This window comes from Aliarcobacter vitoriensis, from assembly GCF_003316695.1.
Classification (GTDB): domain Bacteria; phylum Campylobacterota; class Campylobacteria; order Campylobacterales; family Arcobacteraceae; genus Aliarcobacter; species Aliarcobacter vitoriensis.
In genome coordinates this window covers 23,613-30,328 of record NZ_PDKB01000023.1, presented here as the reverse complement: position 1 = coordinate 30,328, position 6,716 = coordinate 23,613, and the positions used below count along the sequence as shown (strand labels likewise).

Here is a 6,716-nt window from a genome sequence, read left to right as displayed (position 1 = left end):
TAATACCGTACCCCCCCCCGAAACCTAACTTTTCTGAATCTACTATTTTATTCTTCAAATCTTTTGATTTTGAAATATATGTTACATTATATCTCTTTACTATATTCTCTACTGCTTCTTGCAAACTTATCTCTTTTGCATTTAACATTGTTCCACTTAACATCATTGATGTTAATACTGATATGAAAATCTTTCTTTTCATCTTCTAATCCTTTGTATTAATTTTGAGAATTTGTTTCTCTATATAGTAAGACGATTAACTTGAAAAAAATGGACAATTTTTACAAAAGAATTTTCAAATTTGTTAGTTAGAGTTACCTTTAGTAACATTTTTTACGAATTATACCTTCAAAACTTTTAATTTCTAAATTGTATTTGATACTCTTTTTGCTTTATTTTTGCTACTTATTTTGAATACAATATCAAGTTTATAAGGAGATTTTATATGATATTAAAATTTAAAGAGTTTTATCCAAAGATTCATCCATCTGCTTGGATAGCACCAAGTGCTGATTTGATAGGAAATATAGAAATAGATGAAGATAGTTCTGTTTGGTTTGGATGTGTTATTCGTTCAGATGTAAATGAAGTCAAAATAGGTAAAAATACAAATATTCAAGATTTATCATGTATTCATACAGATACAAATACAAAAACAATTATTGGGGACAATGTTACAATTGGACATAAGGTAATGCTTCATGGATGTAAAATAGAAAATAATTGTTTAATAGGAATGAGTGCAACTATTTTAGATGGAGCAGTTATAGGAGAAGGAAGTATCGTAGGAGCAAATTCACTTGTAACTGCTGGAAAAAAATTTCCACCAAGAAGTATGATTATGGGAAGTCCTGCTAAAGTTGTAAGAGAATTAAGCCAAGAAGAAGTTCAAGGTTTAATAAATCATGCTCTACATTATGTAGAGTATAAAAATGAATATAGATAGGCTTTAAGAAAAAATAGATATAATTCCAATCTATTTTTTCTGTGCGGCTGTGGTGGAACGGTAGACACGCTATCTTGAGGTGGTAGTGGCAACAGCTGTACGAGTTCAAGTCTCGTCAGCCGCACCATAAATATTTCTAATTATTTATATATACGTTTCTATCAATTTAAAATTAGCAAAAGCATTTTCAATACTAGGAATATTTTTATATAAAGTCTTTGTTAATCTTACACTTCTTGTTTTCAAATCACATATTGCAATTCTAAAATTTGAACCAATTGATGGTTCAACTACACAAATGATTTTATCTTCTATTTGTTTTGTTACATAAATAGTTCCTTGAAGTTGTGAAAAAAAATATTTTGGATAACTCAAAGGGGTTATCTCAACTATATCAATATTGTCTGGTTCTTCAAGAGTTTGTACAATATCCATCGCTTCTTCATAGCTTTCAAATGAAATACACCAATCATCAAATTTTTTATTGAAATGTTGTAAATCTTCATCTAAAAATCCCCCTGCTATTGATTGCAAAGCAAAAATAGCCATATAACCACCTTTTTTATTCATATATCTTTTATAAATTAAAAATCTATTGATTATTTATCAATACATCAGCTTTTGTTTTTAGCTTTTTTTTATGTAAAAGTTCTTTTTCTCTTGGCGTAAATTTTTCTTCTTGTGGTATTTTTTGTTCTTTTTTTACTTCTTTTTCTTTTACTTCAACATCTTTTTTAAACAAACTTAAAATTAAATATATAGAAAACAAAATATTAAAAAGTATTATGAGCCATTTTGCAAAAAGTACATACTTCAAATATTCAATATTTTGTGTAAGTTTCAAATACTCAACAACATCACCATAAATAAGTCCAGAAAATAAGTCCAGAAAATAAGGCAACCAAAAGAAGAAAAAATATCAAAATTGCTCTTTTTCTAAATTTATATAAGTAATACCAAAAAACAGCTGATTTTACTTGTTTAAACATCTTTTAACCTATACAAAAAAGTTTATTCCTAAAGCAGCCAAAGCAACAACAAGTGATTTTGTTTTTAAATCATCAACTATTTTTCTCTCTTCATCTGCAATAATTATTTCCAAATCATCATCGCTAAAATCATTTATAGTTTTTCCATTTTCAACTAGTCTAGCTTTTGTTGCAATAATTGCTTTTTCTCTGATTTTTAAATTTACCATATCTTTTAACTGATTACTTTTAATCTTTGGATAATCAAAAGCCTTTGTTACATTTTCACTTGCTATATTCACAAGTTCTTTCGACTTATTTTGCAAAATATCTTTTATTCCCATAGTCTATCCTAAAATTTTGGATATTTTATCATATTAAGATACATATTCCCATCTATTATAAGCACTTGCAACTTTTTTTAAATCTTCAAATCCCATAACTTTGATAAAAGTAAATCTTCCACTTGCTAAAAAGGCTTTTATAAGCATTTTATCTCCTTTTAAAATAATATATATTTTAGCCTTTTATATATTATAATAAACTTAAATAAATATACTTTTATATATTTTTTAAATTATTATGATATACTTTTGTATATTTTATTATTTGGAAGAAAATGGATAAAGAAGAGTTTAAAAAGCTTTTAAAAAATGCAAACTTTTCAAAAAAAAGTTTTGCATCTTTTGTTGGATTAAAGTATCAAAGTGTGAACACATGGGGGAATAACAATCGGGCTATTCCTTACTGGGTTAAATCATGGTTAAATCTCTATATTGAAAATTTGAAATATCAAAAAATGAAAGATATTTTAAAAGATAGTGGAGTTTGTAAGGAGTAAAAATGAAAGTAGTTTTAAGTATAGCAGGGAGTGATAGCAGTGGTGGTGCAGGAATTCAAGCTGATATAAAAAGTGGTTTTTATCATAAAGTTTTTATGACAACTGCAATTACAGCAATAACTGTGCAAAATACTTTAGGTGTATCAAATGCAGTAGTTTTAGAACCAAAATTTGTAGTAGAACAGATAAATGCAGTAATAGAGGATTTTAAAGTTGATTGTATAAAAATAGGAATGTTAAGTTCAAAAGAGCTTATTTTAGAAGTTTTTAATGCTATTAAAGATTTAGATATTCCTATAATATTAGACCCCGTTGCTATTTCAAGAGCTGGTTCAAAACTTCTTGATGATGAAGCCATAAATAGCCTAAAATCTATGTTTAAATATGCTTTATTAATTACTCCAAATAGTTTAGAAGCAAAGCTATTTTTTGGAGTAGATAGTATTGAAGATATTAAAAATATAAAAGATATTCCTACAAATATTATTTTTAAAAATATAGTAAAAAATGATGAAACAACGACTGATGTTCTTTTAACAAAAGATGGAAATATAGAGCTTTTTATAGGTCACAAAGCCGATATTTCAAATACACATGGAACAGGTTGTAGTTTTAGTGCTTCAATTGCTTCTTTAGTTGCTAGAGGTTTTAGCTTAAAAGATAGTATAGATTTATCAAAAAAATATATTTATGAAGCTATAAACCATGCTCCAAATTTTGGAAGAGGAAATGGACCAATAAACCATATATTAGATTTTTAAAAGGCTTAACAAAGTCTAATTTTAGTATATTTACATAAAAATTTTAGGAAATTTTATGCAAGATTTTTTACAAAAAGCAAAACAAAGTAGCCGTATTGTAGCTACTTTAAGCACTGAAATTAAAAATAGTGTTCTTTTGCAAATGGCAAATGCTTTACAAGAAAACACTTCATATATTATTGAAGAAAATAGTAAAGATATGAAAAATGCGAAAGAAAATAACTTGAGTTCTGCTATGCAAGATAGACTTCTTTTAAATGAAAAAAGAGTATTTGATATGGCAAATGCAATAAGACAAATAGCTTCTCAAACTGAACCAGTGGGACGAATACTTGATGGTTGGGTTACAAAAGATGATTTAAATATTCAAAAAGTATCTATTCCCATTGGTGTTATTGGAATAATTTATGAAAGTCGTCCAAATGTAACAAGTGATACAGCAGCACTTTGTTTTAAAAGTGGAAATGTTTGTGTACTAAAAGGTGGAAAAGAAGCTGAAAACTCAAATCAAGCAATAGCAAAAATTTTACAAAATATTTTAGAAAAAAACAATCTTCCTAAACAAGCAATTTCTTTGCTACCAGATAGTAGTCGAGAAGGTGTTGCAAAGCTTATAAAAGAGGATAAATTTGTTGATTTGATAGTTCCAAGAGGTGGTGAAGCACTTATAAGATTTATTAGTGAAAATTCTTCAATTCCTGTAATAAAACATGATAAGGGAGTTTGCCATATATTTATAGATAAAGATGCAAATGCAAATAAAGTCATATCTATTGTAATAAATGCAAAATGCCAACGACCAAGTGCTTGTAATTCAATAGAAACTATTTTAGTTCACGATGATATAGCTCCTTATATTTTAACTGGTCTTCAAGAAGAGTTAAAATTACAAGGGACACAACTAAAAGGTTGTGCAAAAACTTTAGAATATATAAAAGTTGATTTTGCACAAGAAAATGACTTCTATACAGAATATTTAGAAAATATTTTAAATATCAAAGTTGTATCGAATGTAAATGAAGCTATAGAACACATACAAAAATATGGTTCTGGGCACTCTGAATCAATTTTAAGTGAAAACTACACAACAATAAATAAGTTTTTAAATGAAGTTGATGCAGCTTGTGTATATGCAAATGCAAGTACAAGATTTACTGATGGTGGAGAGTTTGGTTTGGGTGCTGAAGTTGGAATTTCTACAAATAAACTTCACTCACGAGGACCTATGGGAATAAATGATTTAACAACATTTAAGTATAAAATCTATGGACAAGGACAAACGAGAAAATAATGAATACAAATAGACTATTTTTAATATTTTGTAGTGCAATAATAGCACTGTTTTTCTGGCATTATTTAGGTGAAAAGGCTATCTTAAAAGATGATTCAAATAGCTTTGATAAACTTCAATGTGTATCTTATGCACCTTATGGAAAAGATGAATCTCCTTTTTTATTTGATAAAGGTTTGGTTTTAAAAGAAGAAAATATAAGAAAAGATATGGAACTTCTTTCAAAATATACTTCTTGTGTAAGAACTTACTCAACTGTTGGACAAGAACTTATACCAAAAGTTGCAAAAGATTTAAATATGCAAGTTTTAATGGGGATTTGGATAGGAAAAGAAGAGAAACAAGCTATTGCTGAAATTAGCAAATTAAAAGAGTTAGCCACACAATATCCAGAAGTTATAAAAGCAATTATTGTAGGAAATGAAGTACTTTTAAGAGGAGATTCAACTGAAAATCAACTCGTGAAATATATAAAAGAGGTAAAAGAAGCTCTTCCTCAATATCAAGTAACTTATGCTGATGTTTGGGAATATTGGATTAAATATCCTAAAGTTAAAGAGGTTACAGATTTTGTAACTATACATATTTTACCATATTGGGAAGATGACCCAAAAAATATTCATGATTCAATAGAACATGTAAAAAATGTAAGATTAGAAGTTGAAAAAGAGTTAGGAACTTCAAATATTTTAATAGGTGAAACAGGTTGGCCAAGTGAAGGAAGAACTAGAGTTGATGCACATCCAAGTAAAATCAACCAAGCAATTTTTATAAGAGATTTTGTAAAACTTGCAAATGAACATAACTGGCAATACAACATAATAGAAGCCATAGACCAACCATGGAAAAGAGTAAGTGAAGGAGCAGTTGGAGGTTTCTGGGGAATATTTGATAAAGATAGAGCAGATAAAAATGTATTTAGTGGAGATGTTTCAAATTTTCCAAATTATTTATATTTAGCTTTTGGTTCTTTAGTTTTAATCTTCGGTTTCTTCTTCATATTTAAAAAAGAACAAACTTCAACTATAAAAATAATTACTTTTAGTGCTATAAATACACTATTTTCTATTCTTTTTATGCTTCAAGTTGAGCAGTATATTGTAATTTCAAGAAATTATCTTGAAGCAATTTGGGCTATCTTACTTTTAGGAGTACAAATATATGTTTATTATCAACTTCTAAAACATATTGTATGTAAAAATCAATATGAGATTATTTCAAGAGTTGCATTTTATTTAAGTGCTATTTTTATATTTATTATGACTGTAAAACTAGCTTACAATGGAAGATATGAGAACTTTGAAATTTATGGTTTAACAATTTTAGCAATATCATTTATCTGGTCATATATTGGTAAATTTGATAGATTGAAATTCGGAAATTTTGAAAGATTATTTGCAATTATTTTACTTTTAAATACTTTTGTTATGCTTTATAGTGAAACTACATTAAATATCTTTAGCAATATTTTAGCAATTATAAATTTTATTTTTGTAGCTATTCTTTATTTAGGTTCACTTAAAAATAGTAGTTTTAACGAATTAAAAAAACCAATTATTTATATAATATTTACAACTGTTATTCTGGTTTTATTCAAAAATGGTTTGATTATGAATAACAGCTTAGGTATGAGTTGTAAAGAAAATGGTGGAATATTATGTTCATTTGTTGGATATATATGGTATTTACTATATTTCAACTATATTGGAATTGCAGCAATTATAGCTTCAATAGTAGCATTTTTAATAAACACTAGAGTAGTACTTTTTGTAGCACTATTCTTGAGTATTTTAGCTTCTATGCTTACAAATACTTTCTTAGGAGCAGTAGCATTTATTATTGTAATGTATGCTATTACAAAAGATAATGATAAAAAGGCTCTTATCTAAAAATAAAATAGATTGAGAAA

At 27.0% G+C, this 6,716-nt stretch carries 9 protein-coding genes and 1 tRNA gene; 6 read left to right on the top strand and 4 right to left on the bottom strand.

What is annotated here, in order from left to right:
- The coding region (locus CRU91_RS11015; RefSeq protein ID WP_146951615.1) for a hypothetical protein at nt 1-202 on the bottom strand (202 nt) is incomplete at its 3' end.
- A 243-nt stretch (nt 203-445) separates the two neighbouring features.
- Between CRU91_RS11015 and CRU91_RS11010 the strand changes: the two genes are divergently transcribed.
- Nucleotides 446-946 carry a gamma carbonic anhydrase family protein gene (locus CRU91_RS11010; RefSeq protein ID WP_113895271.1) on the top strand — a complete coding sequence of 167 codons (501 nt, stop codon included), beginning with the start codon at nt 446-448 and terminating at the stop codon, nt 944-946.
- 43 nt (nt 947-989) lie between these two features.
- Nucleotides 990-1,073: transfer RNA gene (locus CRU91_RS11005), tRNA-Leu, on the top strand.
- A gap of 17 nt (nt 1,074-1,090) precedes the next feature.
- Here CRU91_RS11005 and CRU91_RS11000 read toward each other — a convergent pair.
- From CRU91_RS11000 to CRU91_RS10990, 3 genes are all read right to left on the bottom strand, one after another.
- A complete protein-coding gene (locus tag CRU91_RS11000; protein ID WP_113895270.1) occupies nt 1,091-1,495 on the bottom strand; it encodes a hypothetical protein in 405 nt (134 codons plus the stop codon).
- 43 nt (nt 1,496-1,538) lie between these two features.
- Nucleotides 1,539-1,790: a hypothetical protein gene (locus tag CRU91_RS12295; protein WP_222718462.1), complete on the bottom strand. Its 252-nt coding sequence runs from the start codon at nt 1,788-1,790 to the stop codon at nt 1,539-1,541.
- Between the two features lie 153 nt (nt 1,791-1,943).
- Nucleotides 1,944-2,258, bottom strand: a complete 315-nt coding sequence (locus tag CRU91_RS10990) for a hypothetical protein (RefSeq protein ID WP_113895269.1) — start codon at nt 2,256-2,258, stop codon at nt 1,944-1,946.
- Between the two features lie 275 nt (nt 2,259-2,533).
- On the opposite strand from CRU91_RS10990, the gene CRU91_RS10985 reads away from it, so the two are divergent.
- The 4 genes from CRU91_RS10985 to CRU91_RS10970 are packed head-to-tail and all read left to right on the top strand — an operon-like array spanning nt 2,534 to nt 6,696.
- Nucleotides 2,534-2,755: an XRE family transcriptional regulator gene (locus CRU91_RS10985; RefSeq protein WP_113895268.1), complete on the top strand. Its 222-nt coding sequence runs from the start codon at nt 2,534-2,536 to the stop codon at nt 2,753-2,755.
- A 2-nt stretch (nt 2,756-2,757) separates the two neighbouring features.
- The gene (thiD, locus tag CRU91_RS10980) at nt 2,758-3,516 is read left to right on the top strand and encodes a bifunctional hydroxymethylpyrimidine kinase/phosphomethylpyrimidine kinase (RefSeq protein ID WP_113895267.1); all 759 of its coding nucleotides are present in this window, start codon (nt 2,758-2,760) and stop codon (nt 3,514-3,516) included.
- Nucleotides 3,517-3,571: 55 nt separating this feature from the next.
- On the top strand, nt 3,572-4,807 hold the full coding sequence (locus tag CRU91_RS10975) for a glutamate-5-semialdehyde dehydrogenase (RefSeq protein ID WP_113895266.1): 1,236 nt from the start codon (nt 3,572-3,574) through the stop codon (nt 4,805-4,807).
- Nucleotides 4,807-6,696 carry a glycoside hydrolase family 17 protein gene (locus tag CRU91_RS10970; protein WP_113895265.1) on the top strand — a complete coding sequence of 630 codons (1,890 nt, stop codon included), beginning with the start codon at nt 4,807-4,809 and terminating at the stop codon, nt 6,694-6,696. The genes CRU91_RS10975 and CRU91_RS10970 overlap by 1 nt, the downstream gene beginning before the upstream one ends.
- The last annotated feature ends 20 nt before the right edge of the window (nt 6,697-6,716 follow it).